This is a genomic window from Achromobacter seleniivolatilans (assembly GCF_030864005.1).
Classification (GTDB): domain Bacteria; phylum Pseudomonadota; class Gammaproteobacteria; order Burkholderiales; family Burkholderiaceae_B; genus Achromobacter; species Achromobacter seleniivolatilans.
Genome location: NZ_CP132977.1, coordinates 147,700 through 173,738, shown reverse-complemented (window position 1 = coordinate 173,738; position 26,039 = coordinate 147,700). Strand labels below are relative to the sequence as shown.

The window sequence follows — 26,039 nt, the reverse complement described above, 5'->3', positions numbered from 1 at the left end:
TTCCACTCGACTAAAAGCAAAGCGCGAACTGTCCCACATCATCATGGGCGGCCGGGATACTCGACTCGGCTAGCGCCTTCGCGAGCCATGCTGGCCGCCCCCGTTGGGAACAGCGCAACAACGATGCCGGTTCAAGGTGGCGAGACCTCTTGCCGATCATTGAACGAAAAATTTCCTCCGCCGTCTGCTTAGGCGACACGCCCATACGCACCTTATCGAAAACCGACAAGAAGCCTGTCTCGCTGATAAATGGGCGGTGAAGGTCGACCACATGGAAGTGCATGCTCACGGCGGCCCGGCCGAATCCCTCCATGATCTCGACACGAGCACGCATCCCAAGCACGCAGATCAGGAATTCTCCGTTCTGACCCCATAGGGGTTCCTGGCCAGGTGTTGCGGCACAAAATCGATCAACAACATGGCCGCCTGCCTCCGGATTGCAGCAATCCCTACTCGCGCAAAACGTGTTGCCGTTCAGCCTCCAAACAACCGCCTCATAGGTCTGCACCGCGGCTGCAACCCCTCCAGCATCGCCCGCCAAGGCGGCGTCATGAAGACGTCCTACAGCGCCACGCGCCGTTTGCAGCAGATCTGCCCGCGCTCCGGGCAATTGTTCCGCGCGCGAAACGATAGCGCGGTGCTCAGCATCCGCTTCCCAGGCCAATCCGATAGTGCGGCTCAACGCCATCTTCAAACTCCTCGATATGCAATCGAGACCAGCCTATCAACTGGGTGCATCACTTCAAAGAAAGCCCAGACGGCTGTTCGGCGTCAGGCCGGCCACCGCGCCCTCAGCTGCATCAATCGGTATTATTTGTATGCGTTACTATTCCGCTTCATTCTTATAAATAAGCCTTCGCTGGTGATCGTCGACAACGAGGCGCGGGCTGAACGCCGAATTTAGTACTGGCCAGGGACAGCGTGGCCTTTGGAGAAGACTCGATGGGTGAGATTAAACAGGAACCCTTCCCTCGGCGCTCGCGTCGCACAGCGATGTCATCAAGCATGCGTGACAGAAAGTTTGTCTTCCTCGCTTCTTATCGGCTCGCCTTGGCGCAGGCACAGGTGTCTCTTCCAGCAAGCGAACACGGTTGGATGGCCTTCAGGCGCGCCCCCAATATCCCGACCTGGGATGAGTACTTCCAGCTCATGCGAAGCACGGCCGGGGTCTCGCCATCAGCCTCTCAGCAGATGGAGGGCTTTCTGGCGAGTTGTGTCGCGAGCTATGCGAACACGGCGGGCGTGCGGCAGAACGCAACCTTTCGGCAAACGTACGCCAGCATCGCCGCCGAAGCCCGTCGCATCCTAACCCCGCTGCATTCGACCCCTCAAGCAACCCATGCCCACGCAATCTAAGGAGTCGCTCGTGAAAACTGGAGCGTTAATCAGAATCACCGTCGCGACTTGGCTTGTCACCGGGGCGGGGCGCGCGACGGCGGCGTCCTGCAGCGTTGACGGCCGTCGCCCGAGAAGGGACGTCTCGTGCCGAGAGACGAGTTGAGCCCTCCCAGGTATCACTGGAGGGTGGAGCATCAATCAGCACTGATCCATGTTTCTTAGTATGCGTTAATATAATGATTCATTCTTTGTATTAATGAAACAGGCCGACGGGCGTTTCGCCAAAGTGCCCTGCTGAAAGGAACGAAAACATGGTCACTCTGATTGTCATTGGGTTGGTGCTCTGCGTGTCCACCACGGCGGCAGTGATCGCTATGAAGAACGGGAAGAAGTCGTTAAGCATCGTCCTTCTGGTCGTTGCCGCTGTTGCGTTCGGGGGAATGATGCTTGCCCAGTCGCACCAAGAAGATTGCAAAAAAGCCGAATTCCGCACCCATTGGTGTGGATAAATCCGACCGCAACGCAAGGAAGGGAAGAGATGTCCCACGACAATGCGAAAGAATGCTCGTCGACAACTGAGCTGTTCGGATCACTGATCACTGCGCGATGCTCGTGCAGGTCGGAGAGCTGCGAGCAGAAATGTTCCGAAAGTTCATGGCTGCAAGTGACGAAGAGCTTCGTCAAATCCTACGTGCCGGCGCTTGTTGAAGCCCGCAATGCCGCGCCGCTTTCTTCGGCCTGGTGGTCGTCCACCAGCGAACGCGCGCCTGTTCCCACCTTGTCCGAGTACTTCGAACTCATGGAAGGCGCACCAGGTGTTTCTCCTGCCGCGCGGGCGCAAATGGCCCACTACTTGGAGCGCTCGTTGCCTGGCTACGACAAAACCCGTGGCCGCGACCAAAATGCTGTTTGCTCACAGCAACTCCAGTACCGCGCCAACATAGCGATCCACTATTTTTCACTCAAGGCCGTTGGATGAAAGCCATGAACAACGTCTGGACGTGGGTACGCAAGACTCGCGATCGCAACCGCGCCATCGACAGAATTGTGTGGACGGAATACTGCGAATCCCGGGGCCGCGCTTACGGCACGGCGTGTGTGTGCCTGTACTTTGTCGTCGGCGCCCTTGTGCTGTCCTTCGCCATTCTCGGCTTTGGTTTGACCGTGACTGCAACCAGGACAATCAGTGATCTCGCATTGCCGTTTCTTTGGATCTGGGAGCGCGCACCCGAATCCATTCCTCTGATCGTGCTCCTGGCGTACAGCGGAGGCGCGCTCATCGTATACGCGAATGCAGGTCGTCGACTGGCCAGGGCAAAGCTCGAAAAGGGGCTAGTGTCGGCGCCGCTGGGGAGGTAGGACGTGCCTCAAACCAAGATGAATGAGTGCCCCGAGTGCGGCGGCGGCGTACGCATGGTGCCCTACGACAAGCCGCCAGCAATCGAATTCGTAGACGTTTTCCCTGGCTGGGTATTTCGGTGCTTGGGATGCAGTGTGTACCTTAATGCGTGGAACTACCTTCGGCCGTATTCGGCCGAAAAGGCAGTCCGCCAATGGAACCACCATTCGTCAATCTGGCCCACGCAGGCCGCGCGCGCGCGACGCAAGGCGCTGGTTAGGGATCGAGAAAGAAATGAGAGCGCGGTTGGAAACTTCGTTATCTGACTGTGGAGGCCATCTTGAATGCCTCTGATCAACTGCACAGCAAGCCGCTTCGCGGCCGGTAGCTCCTGGAAATGAGAATGAAAGCAATCGCAAACAAGTTGAAAGCCGCGCCAGCAGTTAGCAACGACCCTCAAGCTGAACGTTGGCGCAACGCGTCGGACGCCTTTATCGTCCAACTGAAGGCCCAGCGCATTGAATGGTGGAAGGAGTTCCGCACGGCGATGCTGCTGGGCGTGCTCATGGGAGCTCTAGCTTGGGGCGGGATTGTGGTCGCAATTTGGCTGATAAAGCCAGAGATCATCTACCAACACATGATCCTTTTGACGGTAGTTGGTCCTTGTTCGATCCTGCTCGCGTCCATCCCATATGCCTTGGTTCAACTGCCTGGGATGCCGACCGCGGACACGCTCATTCTCAATGAAGCGCTTTCTGATCTTGGCCGCGTGGCTCAGGAACATCGCCAACGCAATGAGAGATCTGGCAAGGTCGAAAAATGACGACTGTCACCGTGGTCGAACTTGAGTTTGTGGAGCTTCCGGATTTACCAACGGACAACGAGCCTTTGAACAACAGCTTCCTATTGAGTATGTGGGATTGTTCGTGCCGGCTGGCGACGTGGAACGCCTCTGCCGCACGATTCGAGGATCCGGGCGGTCGTTTGAACTCAAAGGCGATTCGGTCGTGGGCCGTGCTTCCGAAACCGTTGGATAGCGCCTGCTGGGGCGAGCCCGTAAGAAACGCTGCACTCGCGAACGACCAGTCTTCGCCGGATGCCGGTTGGCTCGAAGCGAAGTATGAATCATGGGCCGGACCTCGCTAGTTCAACGCTGCAACTTAAGCATCAACCTGCTTGGAGAATAAAAAAATGGTCGTTCAAATTGTCATTTGGTTGGTGCTCGTTGCTTCCGCCCTCGGCGGGATGATCGCCCTAAAGAATGGGCAAAAGACGCTGAGTATCGTTAGCGCTCTAGATGCGGCCAGGGCGAAGCTGCGGGAAGCGGAGGTCCGTCTTTATATCAATGAACAAGGAGCAGGGCGTGGACGATAAATTCGAGGGAAACACAGGCATCAACGGCGACACGTTGCCGCCACTCGATTGCCCGCTCGCAGGACTTCCGTCCGAAGTGATCTATGAGCGGTTGCCCAGTGGAGCCGCTGGCAGGGCAAAGATCGAGCGGACGCTATTGAAGTCGCTGCCCCCCAATTTTTATTTTCATACAGGCGAACTGATCAAGACCGGTCAGAAGGGCGTGACGAACCTGAAACTGATCGGGTGTGAGTTTCGCCAGGCGCGATCGGGCCTGCGCGTAGGTCGGTGGGTGATTCCCATCAAAGGCACACAGCAAACCGTGGTCGTCACTCAGGAAGAAATCCAGGCGGTTCAAGATGCTGAAACGGCGGCACGGCTTAGTGATCTGCGGCGGATCACTCTTGTCGAGTACAGGCAGCTAGTGGCTTGTGGCCTCGAAAATGGACATTCCTGCCCAGTGGAAATTATCGAGGACATGATGAGCGAATACCGGGAATTAATCCGGGGAAGTTGGCTTGTGGGTGCCGACGCTCAGTATGTGATTAACCTCCTGCACGCTGACTGGATCATGAACCCTCCGCCTATTCGAGATTCGGACGATTTGTCCCATCTGTAGAACGTATCAATCTATTAACACCACGTCTGTGCATTCTTGGCACATACGGTCCGGTATTGCGCCGGATTACACGAAAGGAAACTCATGAAGACACGAGCATTCAAGGCACAAGCCTGCCGATTGGTCTCGGCGCTGGGCGCTGGTTCGCTGGCGGGCGGTCTGTCGTTAGACGGCGTAGGGCTGCCTGCGCCAGTGGCGAGTGCGATCGGCGGTACGGTAACGGCCGCTCTGTTCATGAGCGCCCGGGTCCGAGCTTTTTGGTACGCCCGATGTGGTGTCAACCCAGCGTCGGTGTCGCATGAGTGATGGCCACCTTCTGTTGCGCGGAATCGGTCAGTGCCGGAAAGACATGGACGGTAAGCAAGATGAATGAACGTTGGAATAACGCGTTGCCGGAGCCCGTGGATCACACGCAGCTCTCCGACGTACCAAGCGGTTGCTATGACTTCACACGGCCTCTATTTCGATGCACGGCCTGCCTTGATTTTGGCGAAAAGAGCTTGCATCGGTACGTCGATGAATGCCCCGGTTTTGTTGAAGTGCCGGAAGGCTCGTGAATCGCGCCCTCTTAGCACCGATCTGCGGCCAGATTGTCTCGTGCATAGAACGTACCTTCCTATTGTCCTTTCATTTCGCATAATCCTTCTTATGTTAAGTAAAAACTATTATGCTTGACACCTTGATAGCTATTTTGCATTACCACTTGCAGAATACCCCATCCATTGCCGGCGGTGTAATCGTCCTCGGGGTGATCGGCCTCTTCGGCTTCATCACCCATTACGGATGGACGAGCCGCCCTGCGCGCAAAGAGCGACACCTCCGAGAGGCGTGGCCAGTGGAGGCTATCACCGCCCCCCATTCGACCGCGACCACATCGGGCATGACGTTCGGCCTCAAACGCCGCACATGGGCTTATGTCGGGAAATCGAGCCTCTTGGCGGCCGCGGTCTTTGCCGCCTACTACACGGGCTTGATGGTCGGCCGCATCGAGAGTGCGCAGCCGGTACTTCAAACCACCGACAGGCACCAGATTCGCACTGCCGTAGCGCTGTACGTGGCAAGCCACTCCGTGCAATTGGGAGAGCCCACCATGGTCTCGGCCAGGTCCGCGGTCGTCTCCGTACACCGGAACTGGGACACCAGCGATATCGGATGCGATGTGCTCGCTTCAAAGATGCTTGTGCCGGGCTCTGAGACGCTAGGTGTCTGGTTCGTTAGCGCCGATAAGTGCTCGATGAGCCGCTAGACGAGGCCGCTACCCGGCCGCGTGGCGGTGCTTTCCGATGTCGGCGAGCTGGTTCAAGCGCACACGATTTCACATCAACCATAAAGCTAAAAACTGATGGCTCCTCTCAATGATTTGCTCGCCTTCTTTTCGTCAGATCGGGTCGTGCTGATTGCTGGCTTCATGTCGGCCCTGGGTCTGCTCGCGATAGTCTCTCGACCGATTCTGGTGCGGACGTATCGGAATTTGCGACCGCAGGCCGTCAGCGGAACGGACGCTGAGTTGCCCCCTGAGGAGCACCGTGACTCCCCTGTCGCCCCCCATTTAGCGACCATCTCCTACTCCACGCTGACTTCGGAAATCGGAATCCAGATAGGAGGTCAGCTTCGGCGAGGGCACATCCAGAGTGCAGAGGCGCTTTATTGCCTATGGCGCTCTGTGACTTCAAGCCTAGATGCTCCCGGCAGTGGAGAGGACTGGACCCGTTTCCATACGGCGATCGTGGACGAGCAAAAGCGCGTGGAACGTCACACAGCAATCGTGGAACGAACCATTGCTGCTTACGGATATAGCTTTGGCGGCAACAGAGGTCGCGAGACCATCTTGCCGCATATGCTCCTCATGCTTGCAGCAGATGAGCTTGTGCGCGAATGCAGAGACGATTTCATATTTGGCGAGCCCAAGGATCTCGATTTGGTCCGGCACGCTTGGCACTCTGGGCAGAGTTTGAAACTCGTTGACGAAGTCATTTGGACCATGCGCCTCCAAAACCGCTACGTCGAACTTCAGAAAGTTGAGCGCCAGCCAACAACAGTTGCTGACCCGCGCGAGCGAATGGCCGATCTTGTCGCGTCGGTCGAACGCACCATCATCGAGCACGGATTTCGCTTTGGTGTGAACGGGGATCACGAAGTGAGTCTGCCCCTGGAAATTCGAAGGATAGCGGCCGACCAAATCATCCGGGACTGCCAGGGCTTCCTCTTCCCTAGTTCGAATGTGCGAGATGTCGAACTCCTGCTCGAGCAAGCAGCGGACACCGGCCTTGGTCATCGACTTGTTGAGGATGCTCTGCAGGCTTCACGCCGCGCCAATCGCTACGTCGAACGTGACTACAGCCAATTCTCTGAAAGCCCGCCTGGGGCCAACCTAAGCAGTAACGGCCGCTAAGCGCGGAAGCAAACCGATGCCGCAAACATACAGTCATTCAGCAACAACACAGCCCCACCGTGAGAGTTAGTCCATGAAAACCTTCGAGCCAATTGCATTACCTAAGCATCTTCTGTCTGCGATAAGCGGCCCAGAAGAGACAAGACCGCGGCCCCCAATCGAGCTCTATGACGGTGCAATTCAGCAGATTTCCGCCGTTGACCTGACGTCGCTTGTCTGGATCACTGGCGGCTTGGCTCTTATCACGATAGCGCTGGCCGCAATTACAGTCGTGCAGTTTCTCCGGCGCAGCGTCGTACAACCGCCGGTAAAGGTCGCAGACCCCGTGGCCAAGTCTGATTCCTCCTGCCTTCCTTTATCTCATGCCGACGCACTGAGTAATGAACTGAACCGCCGGTATTGGGCCGTCCAGATCGCCGCCATGGAGCATGCGCTGGCAAAGCATGGGTATCAATTTGGCGAAAGCATCGATGAGGAAGTCGCCTTGCCACTGGAGGTCCGCCTTATTGTTGCGGACCACATCATGCGCGAAAGGAAGTCTTGGCTTTTCCCCCGGCTTTCCGCCGCAGAAATCGCTAAAGACGTGCAGTTGGATGCGGATAGTGGATATAGCCTGACCCTCATGGATGAACTGGTTTTGTGCTCCCGCCAACTCAATAGGTACATCCAATACCACAACGCCCTGCACGATCAATTTGGGGAGGCCAACACCTTTACTGAACCTCTCGCATTGCGATCCTGACTTTTCTCAGAGCACCATGACTTCCCAATCTCCACTTTTTCAGTACGCCAGTCCCGCGGCCGCCCTCCTCCATGGCTCAGATATCGAGTCCTCAGTAATGGGGCGATCAGTCTCAACCCGCCAGGATATCCAAAGGAACGACACTTGAAAATTGACCGTAATTTCTGCGGCTTCGCCGGCGCCGCCATCGTGATCCTGGCGGCGCCTATGGCCGTGTCGGCAGCGCCCGAGGCAAGCCAAATTTCCCTTGTGTTCGAGCGGGTATCGCCGTCAAACGATCAGCTCACCAATCCGCTGAGAGATCCAGGAAAGCCCGCTCGGGTCAGTCTGGCTGTTCCCGTCGACGGGGCTGAAACGCCCTTCCGTGACACGACGACAATGACCTCCGGCTATGTCAGCGAGTGCACGAAGCCGGTTAGCGTGGACGTAAGGCCTTTGGAGACTGGCCTGACTTTGGGAGTTTCCGTAATCGAGTCCAACCCTTCTGGCACGATTGTGAAGATCCAGGGAATTGAAACGACCGTAGTTGCGATGGACGATCTCCGAGGGCCGGATGACTGCCTGATCAAACTGCCTCGCGTCACTACCGACTACTTCTCCATGACGACGCACCTCCCGCTCAACGACACGCCAGTCCAGCTGACGAAGACGTGGAGCGTTCGTGCAAAGCCACTCTCACGGTGAGCATGTAGTGGGGACCGGACCGCAATCCGAAAAGCACCTTCCCCTTTTCTCCTTCCATTTCTCCGTAGAGATAGCGATGACGATTCGCGTCACCACCAAACCTCCGATTCTCTTGGATCACTCATGACCGCTCCCCTCTGCGAACTATCCCCGGACGGTTACCACGAATCATCTGAACTCGCCCTCAACTGGCGCGATCGGACAGTCCTTGCGGTGCGCGACGTTATGAACGGAGCCTCGCCGCTCATGGCCGGTATCTGGCCATATCGCCTGGGCCACCATTCGTACCTGGTTTGCGACTTCTATGTTGAGCATACAAATCGCCTGTTCGCCATCACGTTTTGCCTTGGAGAGGAACCGAACCTGACACACCTGGACGAGCCCACGGTACCCGACTTCGCGGACGCGTTGCACCTGGCCACGATGGTCATAAACGAGCTCGGGGCAACAGCGCGCTTAGGCATGCGAGGCACGGGCCAATCTCCTCTACCCTTATCCACCGCAGGTACAGAATGAAATATCACGACAGCATGAAACTCGTCCTCAAGGCTGCGATCGCGGCGGGCGCTCTGTTCGCAGGGGCAGCTCTGGCGTCGCCGGACCCGATCATTGGACTAGAAGTCGAGTACAGACGTTCCGACTCAAAGCCGTCAAATCTCGACGGCGTATCCGCCACTCCCGGCAAGTACGCCACCAGCTTGCGAGAGGGGGTACCTGGTTCGTTTTCGGACACCAGGGCTACCCGCTACCTTGCTGCGTGCACGTTGGAGGAAGGGAATGGCCAGGGGCCAGAGGAAGAAGCCCGCGAGCTAAGAGCCGGCCTGAGCTTCGAAGCGACGGTCCGCTCGATAACCCCGACGACCGCGGTTATGGACATCCGCACCGGCGTAGTCGACCTGAAGGAGCTCAAACCGATTCAGTCGGAAATGTGTGCCATCTCTGCGCCCGTAACGGTCGGGGCAAACTACGAAGGGCGCATTGCACTACCTCTCGACGGAAGCCCTTTTGAGCTTCCTCTCCGGGACGGTGAAGTGCTTGTCCTTCGTGTTGCAAAATCCTGGAGCGGCCCGATCTAAATTTGGCTGAGATTTAGCAGTTATGAAATTGACGCATGTTCTGATTATTGCGACCCCGCCTATGGCCCTCATGACGGTGGTGGCTACCTTCGCTCCTGAATCTCTGACCTTTCCGGTAATGGCCCTGATCGCCATTGCCGGCGGCACCTTCGGAGTGCGCGCCAAGCGCGTCTTCCGGTAGCCCTGCCCCCTGATGGGCAGCCGGCCGGCAAGCCCACTGCTCATCGGGACCACATAAGGCCTCTGGCATAATTCGCGCTCCCGCGACACCAGGTCGCAATGGCATTAGTACCTCGATTTCAGGAATCCAGGCGCTTAATGCCCCACTGCCGACAGGTCTCCTTGTGACTCAAAACTGGAACCCATCCATACACACGCTGTGGCAAAGCGGAAATCGGTCTCGTGCGATGTCGGAGATTAGCGCCAAGCTAAGCAAAACGCCAGGGAAAAAGCCCCTTGGCCTGGCGATGCAATTTGTGCACTACCTCACGTTGCTCCATGAGTGGGACGTCTCCCTTGCCGTGCTTGAAGACCTCGGCAGGCAATGGCCAGACCAGGCAATGGTCAAGCGCAACATCGCCCTCTCGGCCTTCAAAACTGGCGACTCCGCCCGCGCCGTCACGGCGATTCATGAGTGCCTGGCCATCACCCCGCACGACCATGTCGCCTTGGACATCCTGACGATGATCCAATACTCGCAAAAGCGATATGAGGACGCGGCGGCTTCGGGTACCGCCTCGCTGCAGCAGAAGGCCATGGTCGGAGCAGCAATAAATCGGGGCTGGTCCTTGCCCAAGGAGGCTCCCTCTCGTTGGCTTGCGGGAACATCCAAGCGAGACGTCATTGCGTTTTCGCTGTGGGGAAAGGAGCCGCGCTATCTCCGCGGCGCCTTCGACAATATCGAAGCGGCTCGAGCTCTGTACCCCACTTGGCAGGTGCGCTTCTACGCGGACTCCAGCGTGCCGGCGCCGGTTCTTGCGGACCTCAAGCAGCTGGGTGCCCAGGTCGTCACGAAGCCTTCAGGTCAGACGCTTCAAAACAAGCTCACCTGGCGCTTCGAGGTAGCAGACGATGCAGATGTCGCGCGCTTCCTTGTTCGCGACGTTGATTCCGTCCTTACCCCGCGGGAAAGAGCTGCGGTCGATGCCTGGATTGCTTCCGATCGCTGGTTCCACGTGATGCGCGATTGGTGGGTGCATGCTGAACTCGTCCTCGCGGGGATGTGGGGGGGCATCGCTGGCGTCTTGCCTTCTGTTCGGAAGCTGCGCGACAAGTACACCCCCGGCCTGTACGCCGCAGCGCACGTGGACCAGGACTTTCTGCGGGATCGAATCTGGCCATATCTCAGCACCAGCTGCTTGGTGCATGACCGATGTTTCGCGATGGATGGCGTAGAAGCTTGGCCAACGCCGGCGCCGCCGGGCGACGACCATGTCGGTATCAATGTGTTTGCTGCCGCTCAGCAGGCACAGGCGGAACGCGTCGCTACATTTCTGCACGCAGAAATTGGCAACAAACCAGTCAGCCTGCAGCTTCTGGGCCTCGAAGCTTAGCCCCGCCTACTCGCCAGCGGGGACCACTTCAGGGGGGGCGGCATCGCCGGCAATGCCCGCTTCTCGGAGGTTCACGTCGGGCACCGACAATGCACTCATCTCGCACGCCGGCCGTCTCCGGGCGGCCTGTTATTTTTGGCGCGCTTCTACTCGCTGCGCCAGCAGGTCGTAGAACAGCCGCGCGACTGGATTAAGCGCCCTGCCCCGCGGGTGTATTAGCCCGATGGTTCGCGTCACTTCGGGGTTGCGCAGGGGCACACTCACCAAAGTTCCGTGGCCCTCCCCTGGCATGGCCAGGCGCGGCACCACGCCAACGCCCAGCCCCGCCTCGATCATGCTGACCAGCGCCGGCACGTGCTGCACCTCGCAGAAATGGCGCGGTCGGCAGCCGCTGTGCACCAGCGCCTGGTCCATCAGGAAGCGGTTGCCGCTGCCCTGGGCCAGCGTGATGTAGGGGTGGTCTTCTAGGTCGGCCCAGCCCACCCAGTTGCGCCGCGCCAGCGGATGCTTGCGGCTCACGGCCGCCACGAAGGCCTCTTCCAGCAAGGGCTTGAATTCGATCTCGGCATCGTTGGCGCCGATGTAGGTCAGGCCGAAATCAGCATCGCCCCGCGCCACCGCCGTCAGCACCTGCGACGACGACTCGTCGATGATGCGGATGCGGATGCGCGGGTATTGCGCGTGATACTCCCGGATCACATCCGGCAGGAAATACGCCACCGCCGACGGCACGCAAGCAATCGTCACCATGCCCGACAGCCGCTCGGCCACATCGCGAATGCCGATCAACGCGCTTTCCAGTTCGTTCAACACGCTGCGGGCCTTGGGCACGAAGCCCCGGCCGATGGTCGTCAGTTCCACCTTGCGGGTCGTGCGCGTCATCAGCTGCACGCCCAATGCCGCCTCAAGCTTGTCCACCCGCCGCGACAGCGCGGACTGCGACAGATGAAGCGCCTCGGACGCCGCCCGAAAACTGCCCAGGTCGGCCACCGCCAGAAAGGCTCGTAGATCCGCGAGATCGAAATTCATGCGTTTTCATCAAGAATTGAACTAATTTTTGCACTTTACTCGATTCCGGGCGCCGGGCACGATGTCTTCCAGCCGCAACCAATAGCGGCCCAGACCAGGAGACCCCCCCCATGAAGCCGTTACGGAGAGCCTGCCTGCGCACCGCGCTGGCCCTTGCGACCGTCCCCTTGCTGCTGTCCGCCATGCCGTCCGCCCACGCCGTCGACGCCTGGCCGCAGCGCCCCATTCGCCTGCTCGTGCCCTACGGCCCCGGCGGCAGTTCCGACGTCGTGGCCCGCGCCGTGGCCGTGGAAATGTCGCGCGACCTGGGCCAGCAGGTCATCGTCGAAAACAAGGGCGGCGGCCAGGGCACCATCGCCACCCAGGAAGTCGCGCGGGCCCGGCCCGACGGCTACACGCTGATCCTGGGCCATGTGGGCACACTGGCGGTAAACCCGACCATGATGCCCAATCTGTCGTACGACCCGCGCCGCGACTTCGCCCCCATCGTGCTGCTGGCCAAGCTGCCCATGGTGTTTGCCGTGGGCGACAAGGTGCCGGCCACCACGTTGCCGCAATTCGTCGCCCTGGCCCGCGCCAAGCCCGGCGTCTTGAACTACGGTTCGGCCGGCAACGGCAGCGCCGGCCACCTGGCCTTCGAAATGCTCAAGACTGCCGCGGCCATCGATGTGGTGCACGTGCCCTACAAGGGCACCGGCGCCCAGGTCACCGACCTCTTGGCCGGCAACATCGACGCGGCCGCCGCCGGCATTCCGGGCCTGCTGCCGCACGCCCAAGCCGGCAAGATCAAGATCCTGGCGGTGGGCTCGGAACACCGGCTGCCCATCCTGCCCGACGTGCCCACCGTGGCCGAACAAGGCTTTGCCGGGTTTGAAAGCTCGCAATGGTTCGGCCTGCTGGCCCCGGCCGGCACCCCGGATGCCGTCGTCGCGCGCCTGCAGGCCGCCGCCAACACCGCCCTGAAAAGCGAGGCCGTGCAACAGCGCCTGGCCCACGACGCCGCCGAGCCGTCCGGCGCCGGCCACGCCGAGTTCGCCGCCTTCATCGACGCCGAAGAGCGCCGCTGGAGCAAAGTCGTGCGCGACGCGCACATTTCCGCGCAATAGCTCCGCCCCCATCGCCCCCCCCTCTTTTGTTTGCACAAGGACTTTGACCATGGCTGCCCCCACCGGCGTCACGACCGCCCCTGCCCGTTCCCCTGCCCCCGCCGTCATTGCGGAAGCCGACTTGCGTGACCTGGGCGTACGCGCCTTCCAGGCCCTGGGCCTGCCGCCCCAGGATGCCGCCGACGTCGTCGACGTGCTGGTGCTGGCCGACCTGTTCGGCCTGTCCACCCACGGCCTGTCGCGCATCGAATCGTATGGCGAACGCCTGCAGGTCGGCGGCATCAATGCCCAGGCCCATATTCAGGTCACCCGCCCCGCGCCCGCCCTGCGCCTGGTGGACGGCGATAACGGCGTCGGCCCGCTGGTCGGCATGCATGCGCTGCGCGCCGCCATGCAGGCCGCCAGCGAATGCGGCGTCGGCATCGCCTTCGCCCGCCAAAGCAACCACTTCGGCCCCATCTCGCCCTACGGCCTGATCGCCGCCGAAGCCGGCTACGCCAGCATCATCGGCAGCAACGCCACCACCACCATCGCCCCGTGGGGCGGCACCGACGCCCGCGTGGGCAACAGCCCCATCGGCTTTGCCGTGCCCAACCCGGGCGGCCAGCACTTCCTGCTGGACATGGCCATGAGCGTGGTGGCCCGCGCCAAGATCCGCAACGCGCTGAAGGCCGGCCAAGCCATCCCCGACACCTGGGCCACCGACGCCCAGGGCCAGGCCACCACCGATCCCAAGGCGGCCCTGGACGGCTTCCTGCTGCCGATCGGCGGCCACAAGGGCTACGGCCTGGCGCTGATGGTGGACCTGTTCGCCGGCCTCTTGTCCAACGCGGCCTACCTGACCCACGTCAAATCCTGGGTCGACGCCCCCGACGAACCGCAGAACCTGGGGCATTTCTTCCTCGTCATCGACACCCGCCGCCTGGGCTCGACGCAATGGCTGGCCGAACGCATGAACGACTTCGCCGCCATCCTGCACGACAGCCCGCCGGCCGACCCGCAACGCCCCGTGATCCAGCCCGGCGAAATCGAACTGGCCAAGCTGGCCCGCCAACGCCAGCACGGCATCGACATCGCCCCCGACGTGCTGGCGCTGCTGCGCCGCCACGCCGGCCAGCCCCACGGCTGACGCGCCCCCGCATCCCGGAGGAGACACATCATGAAAGGCTCAGCCTTCTTTGCGCTGGGGCTGCTGGCCGTCCTGGCCGCCCCCGCGTCCCACGCCGCGGAAGCGGCCGCGGGCTACCCCAAGCAGCCCATCCGCCTGATCGTGCCCTACGTGGCCGGCGGCGCCGCCGACATCACCGCGCGCGTCATCGCCGCGCACATGGGCAAGACGCTGAAGGGCACCCTGGTCATCGAGAACAAACCGGGCGCCAACGGCATGATCGGCACCGACTTCGTCGCCAAGGCCGCGCCAGATGGCTACACGCTGCTGCTGGACGCCAGCGGCCCGCTGGTCGTCAACCCGTCGCTGTACAAGAAAACGCCCTATGACCCGCTGAAAGACTTCGCGCCCATCAGCCAGATCACCAGCTACCAGTACGCCCTGGTCGTGCCGCAGCAATCGCCCGTGCACAGCCTTGACGACCTGATCGCCGCTGCCCGCAAGAAGCCCGGCGCCGTCACCTACGGCTCGGCCGGCCTGGGTGCAGGCGGCCACCTGGCCGGCGAACTGCTGGCATTGCAGACCGGCACCCAGATGACACACGTGCCCTACAAGGGCAACGCCCAGGCCCTGACCGATGTGCTGGGCGGCCAGCTGACCTTCACGTTCGACACGACGGTGACCGCCACCCCGCACATCCAGTCCGGCAAGCTGCGCGCCTATGCCGTCACCGGCCCGCGGCGGGCGTCCAGCCTGCCCGACGTGCCCACCATGCAGGAACTGGGCTACCGCGACTTCGTCGTAACCCAGTTCCAGGGCCTGCTGGCCCCGGCTGGCACCGATCCCGGCATCCTCGCCACGCTGCACCAGGCCGTGATGCAGGCCGTGCAAGACCCAGAGGTGATACGTAAACTGGCCACCGAAGGCGGCAACGAAATCGTCGCCGGCACGCCCGACGATTTCTCGCGCCAGCTGCGCGACGACCTGCAACGCTACCGCACGCTGATCACCCACGCCCACATCACCGCGGAATGACGCCATGTACCAGATCGACATCCTGATCCAGGGCTATCCGGGGCGCGCCGTCTGCCACGGCGGCCTGGGCTGGAGCACCAGCACCTTGCTGCGCTCGGCCAACCACAAGATCCTGGTCGACGTCGGCGCCTTTGGCGTGCGGCACCAATTGGCCAGGCACCTGGACGCCTGTGGCGTCGCGCCCGCCGACATCACGGACGTCGTGCTCACCCACGCCCACTACGACCACGCTGTCAACTTCACCCTGTTTCCCAACGCCACCGTGTGGATCGGCCAACACGAACTGGAATGGGCCGCCGCGCAACCGCCAGGTTTTAACCCCCTGCCCGAGCTGTACGTGCAGGAACTGAACCGCCAGGCGCGCGTTCGCCGTATCGGGGACGGCGACACCTTCCTGCCCGGCATCACCGCCCTCGCCTCGCCGGGCCACACGCCCGGCCATCTGCTGTTCTACGTCGACGATCCCCGCCAGGCGGTGCTGTTCACCGGCGACGCGGCCAAGAACCGCGCCGAACTGCTTTCCGGACAAGTCGCCGACACCGCCGATGCGGCAGCCAGCCACGCCAGCCTGCAACGCATCTGGGCGTGGTGGCGCAAGCGGCCCGGCACCTTGCTGGTGCCGGGGCATGACCTGGGCATGACGCTCGATGACACCGGCGCGCCCCGCTACGTCGGCGAGCGCCGCGCCGCGATCAATGCCTGGCTTGGCGAAGATCTTCAACCCACGCGGATTGATCTTTGTTGCGCGGCAATGGCGGGGCGGCACGAGGTCTGACGCCTGTTATCCCCCTGACGCTCTCTTTTCGAATTCCTTTTTTCCATTCACCATGACCGCCATCGCCCCCCACATCCTGCAAGCCTTCACCCCCACCGGCACCCTGCGCGCCACCATCAACCTGGGCAACCCCATCCTGGCCCGGCGCGATGCCGCAGGCCATGCCGCGGGCGTCTCCGTCGACCTGGCCCGGGCCTTCGCCGACCGCCTGGGCGTGCCGCTGACCCTGGTCGTGCTGGACAGCGCCGGCAAGGCCGTCGACACCGTCAGCCAGAACGACGCCGACATCGGCTTTTTCGCGATCGACCCCAAGCGCGCCACCGACATCGCCTTCACCGACGCCTACGTGCTGATCGAAGGCGCCTACCTGGTGCGCCACGACTCTCCCCTGCACGACATGGCCCAGGTCGACGACCCGCGCCATCGCGTCACCGTCGGTCAAGGCAGCGCCTACGACCTGCATCTGACGCGTGAACTTCGCCACGCCGCCATCACCCGCGCCGCCACCTCGCCCACCGTCGTCGACACCTTCCTGCAAGACGGCACAGAAGTCGCCGCCGGCGTGCGCCAGCAGCTCGAAGCCGACGCAGCCCGCCTAGGCGGGCTGCGCCTGTTGCCCGGCAGCTTCATGACCATCCGCCAGGCCTTGGGCCTGCCCCACCGGCGCGGCGAGGCCGCGCAGCAGCTGCTGAGCGCCTTCGTCGAAGACATGAAACGCAGCGGATTCGTCGAGCAAGCCTTGGCCCGTCATGGCATCGCGGGGGCCACCGTCGCGCCAACGGCAATGCCAAATCGGTAAAGGGACTGCCTGATGTTGGAAGTGCCGAAGTCAGGGTCCTAAGAAGGCGCCGTCAGGCGCGCCCCCAAAAGTGCGTCTGCTGCTGCCGAAGGCGACGATCAGCGTTCACGAGAATCGCGCTTCTCCAATGCTTGTCTGAGGGCCTTGCGAATACCATCGCTAACATTGCCATCCTTCCCAATCCAGCCTGCGATAAATAGGCTGTCATCGTCCAAATAGACCTGCACGCGCTTCCCGCCCACGGCAGCAGGGCGGCCTACGGGGCGCTTCATGGCGGCTGAATCTGGCTTCTTAGCACTAGACGTGCGTGTCGATGCGTCGAACAGCCTTTTTAGGCAGAGTGGGCACAGCACCAGAGTCCGACCTAACACGTCATCGAAAGCAAATTCCTGGTTCTGCGCGCTATATTCCCAACGGTCTTTGCAAAGGGGATGGGCGTACGCGCCAGAAAAGCCACCATCCGTCTCCTGCGCGACATGCAACACGCCCTCGACCTGCAGAAGCAAATACTTGTCCTCGTTGCCCCCCTCAGTCAAGGGCAATAACAGCCTGTCTTCCGTAGCAAGCCCGAATTGTGGCTCCCGGGTAGTTGACTCCTCTGAGTCAAAGCCGCGGCCATTTGTCAGAACTTTCCGCACTGCGCGGACGTGTGTGCTGTGCGCAGGAACGACCGATTGCATCGCCCGGCTCTTGCCATGGTCATAGATCCGCCATGCCTCGTCCGGGTCGCTGAAAAGGGTGGGAATCGACCAACCGCTCGTGTTGTCGTGGACGAAGAATCGACTTGGGGTAACGCCGTCGTCGTAATCAACCCTGCCTAAGACGTGACTCATTATTGTGTGCTCCCGGGTAGCATGGTGGGCCTAACTCATAACGCTAGATTAATTATATACACACATAAAAGGTGTCAGCCAATTGAAAAAGCCACACACCCAAAATAAAAGCGCCGCGGCTGCGATGCCACGGCGCTTTTTGAAGGCCACAAAAGCGGCCGGTTTCAGCGGGAACGAACGTTAGGGCACAGACACAAACTCAATCGTCAGAGACTGACCGCGATCGCCGCCGCGCGCGCCAAAGGCCGTCACTTGCGCCGTCCCGTCAGACCAACTCGACAGTTCCCTCGTAGACACACCTGCGGCATCGGTGAATGGCGACAGTCCCCCGATCACACCGAGATTAGTGTTCCAGTGCACAACATCGTTGGCCACTGGTGTACCGTCCGCGTGCAACAGGGTCGCACGCAGCAAAACTGGCGTGCCATCTGCCGGATTCCCGCTCATCGAACTGGCGGTCACGGACGTCACTCTTGGCGGCAGGACCTCCACGGGTACGTCGGCCCCAACATCCGGGTAGTCAGTCAAAGTCATCCGGATCGAGACCCGTGACCCGTCGGTATCATCACTTCGATACTTGAACGAGGCCAACCCGGAACCATCCGTGCGCAACGAGAAGTATGACCGCCCAATTTCGTCGGTAAGCGTGGGGCCGATGGAGACATTTATGTTGCCAGTGAAGGGCTTACCGTCGGTCCATTGGACACGTACGTTGGCAGTGCCAAAATCGACGCCGCTGCTCGCTATGGATGGCTTGTCGATCGTCAGATTCAGGACGGGGCCTACAAACGTGACGTCGACTGCTTTGCCGGGATCTGCAGCGCTGGTCTTCGCGGTAACCCTGAAGTCCGTAATCCACGCGGAGCGCAAGCTGTTGGCCGCCACGCCGTTGGCGTCAGTAACGCTTCGCGCGCTGCCCAAATAACCGCCAGTGCTCACCCAATTTACCTGCACGCCAGCGCCTACCGGCACGCCCTGGGAATCGGTCACCGCCGCAAGCATGGTGACAATATCCGTCGAATTCGCGGCGCCTGTCGCCTTGTTCGTGCTCAGGACGTTCACGCGGTAAGTGCTAGGGTCAGACTTGAATGTCACCGTCGCAGACTCGCCCGGATCAGTCGCACCCGCTTTTGCGGAAATGTGCGCGGTACCTGCGCTAGTTGGAGCTTGCAGGACCACACTTGCTTCACCGTTGGAATCTGTCGAAGAGGTCGTTGCGCCAGCGCCATTGACGGTACCCAGGTCTGTACTCCACGTGACCTGCGTACCAGACCCGGCCGGGTTGCCGTGTGCATCTTCAACGTAAGCCGACAGCGTCACCGTGTCGATCCCGTTCGCCACACCTTCGGTTTTGCTGGTGCTCACGCCCGTGACCCTGAACGACCGGACGTCGGCTCTGAAGGGAATCATCTTCGCTTCTCCCGAGTCGGCAGACGAAGCCTTCGCTCTGATATGAGCGATGCCAACCGAGGTCGACGTCTTCAAGACAATAGTCGCCTCGCCGTTCGAGTCAGTAAGCGACGAAGCAGATGCCGCTCCATTGAAGCCGCCCAAGTCTGTGGACCAGGCGACCGCCACGCCGGCGCCGGCTGCATTGCCGTTTGCGTCCTCGACAGCTGCCGAAAGCGTGACCGTATCGACGCCGTCCGCCACCGCCTCGGGTTTGCTTGCTCCCAGGAAGCTGACCCTTAGGGTTGCCGTGTTCGCCTTGAACTGTACGGTCTTCGACTTCCCTGGATCGCTCAGGGATGCTTTCGCAACGACATGGGCGGCACCGGACGAGATAGAGGCCACCAGGATGACCGTGGCCACACCGCTTGCATCCGTAGCGGACGTGGTAGCGCGAGAGCCGTTGAGCGTACCAAGGTCAGTGCCCCACGAGACCTGCGCGCCGGCGCCGGCAGCATTGCCGAAAGCGTCTACAACAGAGGCCGTGAGAGTGACCACGTCGAGTCCATCGGCCACCGCTTCGAGCTTATTCGCGGACAAAACCGAAATTTGGTACGTGCTGGCGTCTGCCTTAAATTGCAGAAGTCTCACTTTTCCAGGATCGCTCGAAGAAGCCTTGGCACCCACGTGAGCAGTGCCGGACGCCGTAGGAGCCCGCAGCACCACCGTGGCGACACCATTTGCATCGGACAACGAAACCGCACTCGACGCACCGTTGAAGCTTCCCACGTCCGTAGTCCAGGTCACCTGTGCTGCGGCGCCTGCCGAGTTTCCGTTCGCATCCGCCACTGTCGCCGTCAAGGTAATGGTGTCTTGGCCATCCGCCAGTCCTTCAGTCTTGCTGGCGCCAAGTACTGTGACCTGATAGGTGCTGGCGTCGGGCTTGAAGAAAACCGTTTGCGTCTTGCCGGCGTCGCCGCCGCCCGCATATGCACGGATGGTGGCCAAGCCCGATGTCGTCGGTGCCTTGAGGACAATCGACGCCTTTCCGCTGGCATCCGATGTTGAGGCACCAGCTGTGGCGCCATTGAACGTGCCCAGATTGGTCGCCCAAGAGATCTGCGCGCCGGCGCCAGCCAAGTTCCCATGGGCATCCTTCACGGTCGCCGTGAGCGTCACCAAGTCGCCGCCATCCGCCACTGCCTCGGTCTTGCTCACGTCCAGAACGCTGACACGATAACTATTCGAGTCAGCCGTAAACGTTAACGCCCGCACCAGGCCAGGATCATTTATCGACGCCTTCGCGCCTACATTTGCCGTTCCCGCCGCAGTCGGCGCCTTCAGGACAATTGTCGCGGTGCCGTTGGCGCTCGACATCGAAGTGGCAGCAGAAGCCCCGTTGAAAGTACCCAGGGTTGTCGACCAGCTTACCTTCGCGCCGGCGCCGGCCGAATTGCCGTTCGCATCTTCGACGGTCGCCGTCAACGTTATCGTGTCGACCCCATCCGCCGTCCCTACGACCTTGCTGGCATCCAGGACCATCACCTTAAAAGTCGACGCGTCAGCTTTGAAGGGCACGGCCCTGACCACCCCTGGATCGGTCGCGGACGCTTTCGCACTTACGTGCGCCGTTCCCTGCGTCGTGGGCGCCGTCAGTGCGATCGTCGCAATGCCACTGGCGTCGGAGTTCGACGTAGCAGACCGCACGCCCCCAAAGCTCCCCAGATCCGTCGACCAGTTGACCGGGGCTCCCGCGCCTGCCGCGTTTCCATGTGCGTCTTCGACCCTTGCCGTCAAGATAATCGTCTCGACACCGTCGGCCACACCTTCAGGCTTGCTGGCGTTCAGCCCTTTAATCCGGAACGTGCTGGCGTCGGCCTTGAACAGCACATTCCCGCCCTTCCCCGGATCGTTCACGGACGCCTTCGCGCTCACATGAGCAGTGCCGGGCACCGTAGGCGCCATCAGGACGATTGAGGCCTGACCCGAGGGATTTGAGACCGATGTGGCCGTGGACGCTCCGTTGAAGCTGCCCAGGTCTGTGACCCAGGTGACTTGAGCACCGGCTCCCGCGGAGTTGCCATTCGAATCCTGCACCGTGGCCGTCAGGATGACGGTATCCATTCCATTTGCGGCTGCTTCGGTCACACTGGAGGTAACCTGCGCGACGCGGGCCACCGCCGGGTCGACCTTGAACGACACCGTGGACGATTCACCCGGATCGACGGGCGACGCCTTGGCCATAACTCTCGCGATGCCGGCCGCGCGAGGTGCCGTTACTACAGTAGACGCTTTGCTGCTGGCGTTCGTCTTGCTGGTGGCGGTGGACAATGTCCCCAGGTCGGTTGACCAAGCGACGTTCACACCCGACCCGACAAGATTTCCGTTCGTATCGCTGACAGTTGCCGTGAACGTCACGGTGTCGTTACCGTCGGCCAGGCCCTCAAGTTTGCTTGCGACCACCACTCCGACACGGGCCCCGGCCGAATTCGCGATGAGGGGAACTTCAAGGGTGCGATCAGCAGCCCCAGGCGCACTCGCAGTCAACATTGCTACACCTGCGGCCGTGGGGGCGGTATAGCCAGCCGTTGCCACACCGCGAGCATCCGTCTTTGACGACGTCCCGGACAGATTGCCGAAGTCCGCACGCCAAATAACCTCTGTCCCCTCGGGCACGGGCATGCCCGCACTATCCAAGACCACCGCGGTTATCTGCGCCTTCGAGGCTCCGTCAGCAATCAAGGTCGGAGGATTCGACACCAAGCTCGTGATGGCAAGAAGGTTGGTCGCAAACATGCCCGTCGCGCCCGCAGTAAAGGTCTGTCCGATCAAGGCCTCCACCGCGGCCTGCCCAGCAGTCAGGCTGGTCACCACCGCATATGCCTCGCCATTTGCATCAGTCGTGTCCGACTTCTCGCGAAACATCCCTGCGCCCCCCAATGTCCATTCGACTGGTTGTCCCGAAATGCCCTCCGCCTGGACTCCTTTGACAGATGTCGTGAACCGGATACTGTCCACACCATCCGACTTCGCATGGGGCTTCGCCCCCTGCACACGAACAGTGAACGGGTTGACGCTCACGTTCATCACATTGGAGGTGGCTTTCTGGCCTTTGCGGTCGACCAGGCTTGCAAAGAGCTGATAGCTGTTCTGACCGCCCACCACGTACTTCGGCATCGTCAGCTGAGCCGAGGTGCTTCCACTGTACGGCGCGACGAAAGGCGCGGCGCTCCCACTCCACTGCACCTGGTACGTGCCCGCGGTTGCGCCCTCGACCGTGACCGGGAAAGGCACCGTGACATCGGGATAGCCGCTCAAGTTGTCGGGCAGCTTGATGGAGGCACCGACTTCCTTTTGGTACTCCAGCACGATCTCGTTGTTGCGTTCGACCAGGTCGTACCGCATGGCACTCAGCTTTCTGGTGGCCCCGACTGCTACAGCCTCAAGTTGACGCGCCAACGGCACACCCAGAGCGTACTTCAGCCCTACTTTGATGGCCGTATCAGAGAGCCCGCCCTGGCCGAACCGACGTTCGACGAGCAGCGACACTGCGGGCACGGGCGTATAGGACGCACCCAAGGTCCATGCGCTGGGATTGCGCTGACGATCGTTCTGGCCAAAGAGCCCAACCTCATCGCCGTAGAATTTTTCGTACATTACCTTGGCGCCCAGCTGCGGAATCTGAGGCAGCGCCCCCTCCAGCCGAAAATCAAAGCCGGACGCAGGGCGTTCCTTGTAAGCATCGAGATCCGGGGAAGATTTCCACCCGCTTTGACGTAAATAGCCGTTAGCGCTGAACTTGAGATAGTCCGTCCACACCTCCGCCCCAACGCCCAGGCGCCGATGTCCGCGTTCCGGATTGGTGTCGAGGAACGCATTACCGCCGACCATCAGCCCATCCATGAACCTTCGATAGCCAATCCCAAGGTTTATCGTGGTGCGGTACGAGTCCGTCAGCAAGTTGGTACGCCGGACACCCAGCTGGCCAAACAGCAGATCCTGCTCCCTGTCCACGAAGGGATACAGAAAGTCCAGCGCGCCCCCCTGCCGTTGCAGGGTGATTTTGGCGGTGCCGAACCGCTGCAGCCACGCCTGCGCCGACGACGTGGCCAGGCCAGTCGCACGCCCTTCGGCCCACATCGAGAAGTCAGCGCTCGAACCGGGGGGCTCCGTCCGTCCGCTGTCCTGCCCTGCTTGGGCGCCTGCCATGACGTCGCGCGACTCGGCCATTCGGAATCTGTCAATTGTCCGGTCAGCCGCGTCCGAGCCGCCCTGGGCGGAAGGGGTCCACGGCAAAGTGGGGGCGCCCTGCGGCCCTCCGCGATTCTGACTCTCCGGCGCCGAGGGAATGCGATCGGTTCGTGGTGCCCGTGAGACCAGCTCTGTTGACGGTCCTAAGGTGCGAGGCGGGGTCGCGCAGCTCGCCAAGAGTGCGGCAGCCACGATGCTGCAAATGATCCGTTTCATTGGAAGTTCCGAGGTTTACGTGACCGGTGGCCTGCACGCTGGCGTCGAGCCGGCTCGCATGCGTTCCGACCGGGAAAATTGGTCTGTTCTTTGGTGACGGGTGCGTTTGCGCGAGTGGCGCGGACCGGGGTGTCACGGCTGACCACCGAAGACAGTCGCCTGATGTGGGACGAGTCAGTCGAGCAACGCACGCAATCACCTGGTCATCAACTGAATTTCAATGATGAATTGTATGGTTACTTCATACTTACATCTGAGGCACGAGGCACGATATTTGGTGGTTCGAAATATCGACTCAGAGCGGCACGCGACGCGAGCTTGATCGGCGCGTCGAGCATGCCAACCCAGTTAACTGAACGCTACGGGTTGTAAACTGAGTTACATAATCAGGCTTTGACCAGCCGCGCAGTGCAAATAACACCAATGTCGCTCAAAGTTCGACAACGTCACGCTCTTGATGTGCTCGTTCAGGCCCCCCATGGAGCCTCAGTGGACTCGCCTGCGGCCGCACGCCGAATGAGTCAGAACAGGAGCGTCTGTGTGACAGGCTTTGCTAAACGACGTTGTTATCGAGCGGCCGTCAGACGCGACGTCGCATTTCTCCATCGAGGCCCTTTGACCATCTCTGGGAATAAACTTTGAACACCATAATTGCCCCTGCATATCCGTACGACGGGTCGTCGAGCCTTATTGTGCGGACCTACCTCTCCACGTCCTATCTGACTAGTGCCGCGCTGCTGGCCAGAAAGGCCTACGCGATCGAAGTCGTCGCCGTGCGACTGCCTGAGAGCGCCCCAATCCTCGTCGATGAAATGGAGATTGTGGAAAGAATTGGAGTTCTGCAGCGCACCGAACACCATGCCTACGCCAGCTCCGCGATCGTCATGAGCGCGCTGGGCCTCGAAGCGTTCGTGAACGAACTATTTGCAGATTGTGAGGCAGCAGGAGCAGGCAACTTGTTTGGGTTGAGCGGCGATCAGGCCGAGAAGTTGGCTCTTGTTTGGAGCCCACCACAGCTCAGCAGCGAGCACGGTAGCTCTCGGAAGAAGTATGCCGACTTCGAACGCGAATCTGCGCTCCGCAAGTACGACCGAGTCCTGACCGCTTTAAACCTGCCGGCACTCGACAAAAGCGCGAAGCCGGTTATGGCAATGCGAACGCTGATGGAGTTGCGCCACGCCCTCGCACACTACAAGTTGGCCGCTCACACCGCGGGCGAGCAGGGCGAGCGAAGCGCGCTGTCTAAGCTCGAAGAGGAGTTGCAGCAATATTTCGTTGACCATGACCAGCCCATTCACAATCCGATGACCGGCGAGCACAACTCCTATTTTCCAGACCGTGTGATCGGGCACGCCGTCGCTGAGTGGAGCGTGCAGACGGCGGTCGCCTTCCTGCTGCACGTCCAAGCGCGGTTGTCCGTGACTCCTCGCCAAGGCGACCGTTGGCCCACGACAGACATGGAGATGACTCGCTTCGAGGAGCGAGACGCAGCCTCTAACCCCACCGCCGACGTCTCTCCAAGGTGGTCGTAGGGGGCGGCAAGAATTCTATTACCCAAAAACAATGAGGCGGGCGGCGTCTAGCAAGCCCATCGACACAGGAGCAAAAGTGGCAAATCACGAAAAATCATATCTCCAGCATTTCGGCGACCACCTACGCGACCAGGCGAACCAGCGAGGAGCCAACTTCGAACGATTCGACTTGGATGGCCAGGATTACAAAGTTCTCGCTGACTTGATCTTCACAAACTACGATTACTTCGTGCTGGTGGAAGGCAAAAACTCTGAGAAGGAGCTTGGCACTGAGAGAAGGAAGGCAGAACGCGTTAGCCGGCTCTGCAGTGGCCTCGCTGCCAACCCTGCGATGTTAGCGCTCCATGATGCCTGCCACTTCATCGCATGGAGAAACTCAAAGTCGACCAAGCTAGAACTCGACGTTTATCGCAAACAGATCTGCACGACAGCAATGCTCGGCACTAAATGCCCATTGCCACCGCCGGACTCAAGCACGGCCGAACCCTTTAAGCTAAGAAAATTTTCTGACGGGTTCTTCCATATGCCGCCTCCTCCGACGTTCGCGATACATCGATCTGACTTCGAGGAGTACGTCCGCTGGCTGGTGACGACGGTCACTGCGGGCGATTCGTCTGAAGTCGAGCTTGTGGGACGAACGTACGATGCGGACGGTGATGCCATGGCCGTCACCCTGCCATCATTGGCGTTGGTATACGACTTACTCGACGAGCATCGCAACAACCTTGATAGATCATCAGGGATGGATGGTCCCTAACCCTGCGGCGGTGTCACCCCACCACCCCGTGGCAAGCAAAACTTGACCGGGCGAGTTCGAACGACTCCATTGCCAACGGCTCGCAGGTGTCTAGGATATCGGGTCGATTTAAT

26 protein-coding genes are annotated in these 26,039 nt (G+C 60.8%); 22 read left to right on the top strand and 4 right to left on the bottom strand.

The annotated features are described in order from the left end of the window. Positions 1-10 precede the first annotated feature (10 nt). Positions 11-688 (bottom strand): hypothetical protein, encoded by a 678-nt coding sequence (locus RAS12_RS30925; protein WP_306952061.1) that lies wholly within the window; start codon positions 686-688, stop codon positions 11-13. 254 nt (positions 689-942) lie between these two features. Between RAS12_RS30925 and RAS12_RS30920 the strand changes: the two genes are divergently transcribed. The 15 genes from RAS12_RS30920 to RAS12_RS30850 all read left to right on the top strand — a co-directional run bounded on the left by RAS12_RS30920 (position 943) and on the right by RAS12_RS30850 (position 11,096). Continuing rightward, the gene (locus tag RAS12_RS30920; protein ID WP_306952060.1) at positions 943-1,356 is read left to right on the top strand and encodes a hypothetical protein; all 414 of its coding nucleotides are present in this window, start codon (positions 943-945) and stop codon (positions 1,354-1,356) included. 293 nt (positions 1,357-1,649) lie between these two features. Then, entirely contained in the window at positions 1,650-1,847 is a 198-nt protein-coding gene (locus tag RAS12_RS30915) for a hypothetical protein (RefSeq protein WP_306952059.1), read from the top strand. 29 nt (positions 1,848-1,876) lie between these two features. Continuing rightward, positions 1,877-2,317 carry a hypothetical protein gene (locus RAS12_RS30910; RefSeq protein ID WP_306952057.1) on the top strand — a complete coding sequence of 147 codons (441 nt, stop codon included), beginning with the start codon at positions 1,877-1,879 and terminating at the stop codon, positions 2,315-2,317. 5 nt (positions 2,318-2,322) lie between these two features. Next, positions 2,323-2,697 carry a hypothetical protein gene (locus tag RAS12_RS30905; protein ID WP_306952055.1) on the top strand — a complete coding sequence of 125 codons (375 nt, stop codon included), beginning with the start codon at positions 2,323-2,325 and terminating at the stop codon, positions 2,695-2,697. 383 nt (positions 2,698-3,080) lie between these two features. Continuing rightward, positions 3,081-3,500, top strand: a complete 420-nt coding sequence (locus RAS12_RS30900) for a hypothetical protein (protein WP_306952053.1) — start codon at positions 3,081-3,083, stop codon at positions 3,498-3,500. 540 nt (positions 3,501-4,040) lie between these two features. Continuing rightward, a complete protein-coding gene (locus RAS12_RS30895) occupies positions 4,041-4,649 on the top strand; it encodes a hypothetical protein (RefSeq protein ID WP_306952051.1) in 609 nt (202 codons plus the stop codon). 84 nt (positions 4,650-4,733) lie between these two features. After that, positions 4,734-4,955 carry a hypothetical protein gene (locus RAS12_RS30890; protein WP_306952048.1) on the top strand — a complete coding sequence of 74 codons (222 nt, stop codon included), beginning with the start codon at positions 4,734-4,736 and terminating at the stop codon, positions 4,953-4,955. A 361-nt stretch (positions 4,956-5,316) separates the two neighbouring features. Further along, positions 5,317-5,895, top strand: coding sequence for a hypothetical protein (locus tag RAS12_RS30885; RefSeq protein ID WP_306952046.1), 579 nt, complete (start codon positions 5,317-5,319; stop codon positions 5,893-5,895). Between the two features lie 96 nt (positions 5,896-5,991). Beyond that, a complete protein-coding gene (locus RAS12_RS30880) occupies positions 5,992-7,041 on the top strand; it encodes a hypothetical protein (RefSeq protein ID WP_306952045.1) in 1,050 nt (349 codons plus the stop codon). A 73-nt stretch (positions 7,042-7,114) separates the two neighbouring features. Further along, positions 7,115-7,783, top strand: coding sequence for a hypothetical protein (locus RAS12_RS30875; protein ID WP_306952044.1), 669 nt, complete (start codon positions 7,115-7,117; stop codon positions 7,781-7,783). Between the two features lie 144 nt (positions 7,784-7,927). Beyond that, positions 7,928-8,467, top strand: a complete 540-nt coding sequence (locus RAS12_RS30870) for a hypothetical protein (RefSeq protein ID WP_306952043.1) — start codon at positions 7,928-7,930, stop codon at positions 8,465-8,467. A gap of 123 nt (positions 8,468-8,590) precedes the next feature. After that, positions 8,591-8,983 (top strand): hypothetical protein, encoded by a 393-nt coding sequence (locus RAS12_RS30865; protein ID WP_306952042.1) that lies wholly within the window; start codon positions 8,591-8,593, stop codon positions 8,981-8,983. Continuing rightward, on the top strand, positions 8,980-9,543 hold the full coding sequence (locus tag RAS12_RS30860) for a hypothetical protein (RefSeq protein WP_306952040.1): 564 nt from the start codon (positions 8,980-8,982) through the stop codon (positions 9,541-9,543). The genes RAS12_RS30865 and RAS12_RS30860 overlap by 4 nt, the downstream gene beginning before the upstream one ends. 22 nt (positions 9,544-9,565) lie before the next feature. Then, positions 9,566-9,724 (top strand): hypothetical protein, encoded by a 159-nt coding sequence (locus RAS12_RS30855; protein ID WP_306952038.1) that lies wholly within the window; start codon positions 9,566-9,568, stop codon positions 9,722-9,724. Between the two features lie 163 nt (positions 9,725-9,887). Then, a complete protein-coding gene (locus RAS12_RS30850) occupies positions 9,888-11,096 on the top strand; it encodes a hypothetical protein (RefSeq protein ID WP_306952036.1) in 1,209 nt (402 codons plus the stop codon). Positions 11,097-11,225: 129 nt separating this feature from the next. Here the strand turns inward: RAS12_RS30850 and RAS12_RS30845 are convergent, their stop codons facing one another. After that, positions 11,226-12,125, bottom strand: a complete 900-nt coding sequence (locus RAS12_RS30845) for a LysR family transcriptional regulator (RefSeq protein ID WP_306952034.1) — start codon at positions 12,123-12,125, stop codon at positions 11,226-11,228. Positions 12,126-12,235: 110 nt separating this feature from the next. On the opposite strand from RAS12_RS30845, the gene RAS12_RS30840 reads away from it, so the two are divergent. Genes RAS12_RS30840 through RAS12_RS30820 form a run of 5 tightly spaced genes read left to right on the top strand, consistent with a single transcriptional unit; the run spans position 12,236 to position 16,948 of the window. Continuing rightward, on the top strand, positions 12,236-13,231 hold the full coding sequence (locus tag RAS12_RS30840) for a Bug family tripartite tricarboxylate transporter substrate binding protein (RefSeq protein WP_306952032.1): 996 nt from the start codon (positions 12,236-12,238) through the stop codon (positions 13,229-13,231). 49 nt (positions 13,232-13,280) lie between these two features. Beyond that, entirely contained in the window at positions 13,281-14,360 is a 1,080-nt protein-coding gene (locus RAS12_RS30835; protein ID WP_306952030.1) for an Ldh family oxidoreductase, read from the top strand. Between the two features lie 30 nt (positions 14,361-14,390). Further along, positions 14,391-15,374 carry a Bug family tripartite tricarboxylate transporter substrate binding protein gene (locus RAS12_RS30830; protein ID WP_306952028.1) on the top strand — a complete coding sequence of 328 codons (984 nt, stop codon included), beginning with the start codon at positions 14,391-14,393 and terminating at the stop codon, positions 15,372-15,374. 4 nt (positions 15,375-15,378) lie between these two features. Continuing rightward, positions 15,379-16,149 (top strand): MBL fold metallo-hydrolase, encoded by a 771-nt coding sequence (locus tag RAS12_RS30825; protein WP_306952026.1) that lies wholly within the window; start codon positions 15,379-15,381, stop codon positions 16,147-16,149. A gap of 52 nt (positions 16,150-16,201) precedes the next feature. After that, on the top strand, positions 16,202-16,948 hold the full coding sequence (locus RAS12_RS30820) for an ABC transporter substrate-binding protein (RefSeq protein ID WP_306952090.1): 747 nt from the start codon (positions 16,202-16,204) through the stop codon (positions 16,946-16,948). 98 nt (positions 16,949-17,046) lie between these two features. Here the strand turns inward: RAS12_RS30820 and RAS12_RS30815 are convergent, their stop codons facing one another. Both RAS12_RS30815 and RAS12_RS30810 read right to left on the bottom strand, forming a co-directional pair. Then, positions 17,047-17,781 (bottom strand): hypothetical protein, encoded by a 735-nt coding sequence (locus RAS12_RS30815; protein WP_306952023.1) that lies wholly within the window; start codon positions 17,779-17,781, stop codon positions 17,047-17,049. A 180-nt stretch (positions 17,782-17,961) separates the two neighbouring features. Continuing rightward, entirely contained in the window at positions 17,962-23,310 is a 5,349-nt protein-coding gene (locus RAS12_RS30810; protein WP_306952021.1) for an Ig-like domain-containing protein, read from the bottom strand. 965 nt (positions 23,311-24,275) lie between these two features. Between RAS12_RS30810 and RAS12_RS30805 the strand changes: the two genes are divergently transcribed. Together RAS12_RS30805 and RAS12_RS30800 are read left to right on the top strand one after the other, a co-directional pair. After that, positions 24,276-25,169, top strand: a complete 894-nt coding sequence (locus tag RAS12_RS30805) for a hypothetical protein (protein ID WP_306952020.1) — start codon at positions 24,276-24,278, stop codon at positions 25,167-25,169. Positions 25,170-25,245: 76 nt separating this feature from the next. Next, on the top strand, positions 25,246-25,926 hold the full coding sequence (locus RAS12_RS30800; RefSeq protein WP_306952018.1) for a hypothetical protein: 681 nt from the start codon (positions 25,246-25,248) through the stop codon (positions 25,924-25,926). Positions 25,927-26,039: the final 113 nt, after the last annotated feature.

Excerpts from the sequence above, each read along its gene's own strand:
- RAS12_RS30925 (WP_306952061.1), bottom strand. The coding sequence starts at position 688 with ATGGCGTTGAGCCGCACTATCGGATTGGCCTGGGAAGCGGATGCTGAG.
- RAS12_RS30920 (WP_306952060.1), top strand. The coding sequence starts at position 943 with ATGGGTGAGATTAAACAGGAACCCTTCCCTCGGCGCTCGCGTCGCACA.
- RAS12_RS30915 (WP_306952059.1), top strand. The coding sequence starts at position 1,650 with ATGGTCACTCTGATTGTCATTGGGTTGGTGCTCTGCGTGTCCACCACG.
- RAS12_RS30910 (WP_306952057.1), top strand. The coding sequence starts at position 1,877 with ATGTCCCACGACAATGCGAAAGAATGCTCGTCGACAACTGAGCTGTTC.
- RAS12_RS30905 (WP_306952055.1), top strand. The coding sequence starts at position 2,323 with ATGAACAACGTCTGGACGTGGGTACGCAAGACTCGCGATCGCAACCGC.
- RAS12_RS30900 (WP_306952053.1), top strand. The coding sequence starts at position 3,081 with ATGAAAGCAATCGCAAACAAGTTGAAAGCCGCGCCAGCAGTTAGCAAC.
- RAS12_RS30890 (WP_306952048.1), top strand. The coding sequence starts at position 4,734 with ATGAAGACACGAGCATTCAAGGCACAAGCCTGCCGATTGGTCTCGGCG.
- RAS12_RS30885 (WP_306952046.1), top strand. The coding sequence starts at position 5,317 with ATGCTTGACACCTTGATAGCTATTTTGCATTACCACTTGCAGAATACC.
- RAS12_RS30880 (WP_306952045.1), top strand. The coding sequence starts at position 5,992 with ATGGCTCCTCTCAATGATTTGCTCGCCTTCTTTTCGTCAGATCGGGTC.
- RAS12_RS30875 (WP_306952044.1), top strand. The coding sequence starts at position 7,115 with ATGAAAACCTTCGAGCCAATTGCATTACCTAAGCATCTTCTGTCTGCG.
- RAS12_RS30865 (WP_306952042.1), top strand. The coding sequence starts at position 8,591 with ATGACCGCTCCCCTCTGCGAACTATCCCCGGACGGTTACCACGAATCA.
- RAS12_RS30860 (WP_306952040.1), top strand. The coding sequence starts at position 8,980 with ATGAAATATCACGACAGCATGAAACTCGTCCTCAAGGCTGCGATCGCG.
- RAS12_RS30855 (WP_306952038.1), top strand. The coding sequence starts at position 9,566 with ATGAAATTGACGCATGTTCTGATTATTGCGACCCCGCCTATGGCCCTC.
- RAS12_RS30845 (WP_306952034.1), bottom strand. The coding sequence starts at position 12,125 with ATGAATTTCGATCTCGCGGATCTACGAGCCTTTCTGGCGGTGGCCGAC.
- RAS12_RS30840 (WP_306952032.1), top strand. The coding sequence starts at position 12,236 with ATGAAGCCGTTACGGAGAGCCTGCCTGCGCACCGCGCTGGCCCTTGCG.
- RAS12_RS30835 (WP_306952030.1), top strand. The coding sequence starts at position 13,281 with ATGGCTGCCCCCACCGGCGTCACGACCGCCCCTGCCCGTTCCCCTGCC.
- RAS12_RS30830 (WP_306952028.1), top strand. The coding sequence starts at position 14,391 with ATGAAAGGCTCAGCCTTCTTTGCGCTGGGGCTGCTGGCCGTCCTGGCC.
- RAS12_RS30825 (WP_306952026.1), top strand. The coding sequence starts at position 15,379 with ATGTACCAGATCGACATCCTGATCCAGGGCTATCCGGGGCGCGCCGTC.
- RAS12_RS30820 (WP_306952090.1), top strand. The coding sequence starts at position 16,202 with ATGACCGCCATCGCCCCCCACATCCTGCAAGCCTTCACCCCCACCGGC.
- RAS12_RS30815 (WP_306952023.1), bottom strand. The coding sequence starts at position 17,781 with ATGAGTCACGTCTTAGGCAGGGTTGATTACGACGACGGCGTTACCCCA.
- RAS12_RS30810 (WP_306952021.1), bottom strand. The coding sequence starts at position 23,310 with ATGTGGGCCGAAGGGCGTGCGACTGGCCTGGCCACGTCGTCGGCGCAG.